Source organism: Acidovorax delafieldii 2AN (genome assembly GCF_000175235.1).
In the GTDB taxonomy this organism is placed as follows: domain Bacteria; phylum Pseudomonadota; class Gammaproteobacteria; order Burkholderiales; family Burkholderiaceae_C; genus Acidovorax; species Acidovorax delafieldii_B.
The window spans coordinates 1-868 of record NZ_ACQT01000574.1 but is presented as its reverse complement, the minus strand read 5'-3'; the positions used below and the strand labels follow the sequence as shown (position 1 = coordinate 868).

1 protein-coding gene is annotated in these 868 nt (G+C 69.0%); it reads left to right on the top strand.

All coding sequences use genetic code 11. The features are described 5' to 3' along the window. A partial coding sequence (locus ACDELDRAFT_RS23130) for an XdhC family protein (protein ID WP_005801731.1) occupies nt 1–576 on the top strand: 576 nt, incomplete at its 5' end. Between the last annotated feature and the right edge of the window lie 292 nt (nt 577–868).

Below are 868 nucleotides of genomic sequence, written 5' to 3'. Positions count from 1 at the left end.
ACCTGGGGTTTCGAGGTGGTGGGTCTGCAGCATGCGGCTGCACTGCGGCAACGGCTGGCGCCCGTGCGCCATCCCGTGGCCTTGTTTGGCGGCGGGCATGTGGGCCGCGCCTTGGCGCGTGTGCTGGCGCCGCTGCCGTTTGCGCTGGCCTGGATCGACAGCCGCGACGGTGTCTTTCCAGCCGACCCGCCGGGTGGCGCGGTGTGCGAGCACTCCGATCCGGTGCAGATGGCGGTGCCGGGCCTGGTGCCCGGAAGCCGGGTGCTGATCATGAGCTTCAGCCATGCCGAAGACCTGGACGTGCTGGCGGCGTGCCTTCGGCGCCAGCGCGAGCGCGGCGATTTGCCCTTCATTGGCCTGATCGGCAGCCGCACCAAATGGGCCACGTTTTCGGCCCGCTTGCGCGAGCGGGGCTTCACGCAGCCCGAGCTGGCGCACGTGACCTGCCCCATCGGGGTGCCGGGTATCCATGGCAAGGAACCCGAAGTGGTGGCCTTGGCGGTGGCCGCGCAACTGCTGCAGACGCTGCCGCCAGCGCCGCGCATGGCGCAGGAGCGCATGCCTGTCTCAGGGTAATCACCGCCATGGTGCGCCGGGTGCCTGCTGGAACTGGGAACAATTCCTGCATACACTTTGGCCCATCAAGGGTTTCATGGGTCGCAGCGGTGCCCGGCAGATTTCTGCCAAGGTGCGCGGCCCTTTTTCTGCTCAGAGCGCCCGCAGTGGTGAGCAGGTTGCTAAGAACGTTCTGGCGGTTGGCCCGAAGGGTGCCTGATTGCGCCATTGGGGCGGGCGGTTGCCGGGTGGCACGGTAGGGGGCGTGCCTCAGCGTGCCGTGCGGTTGCCGCGTCGCCCGGTGCCGTGGCGC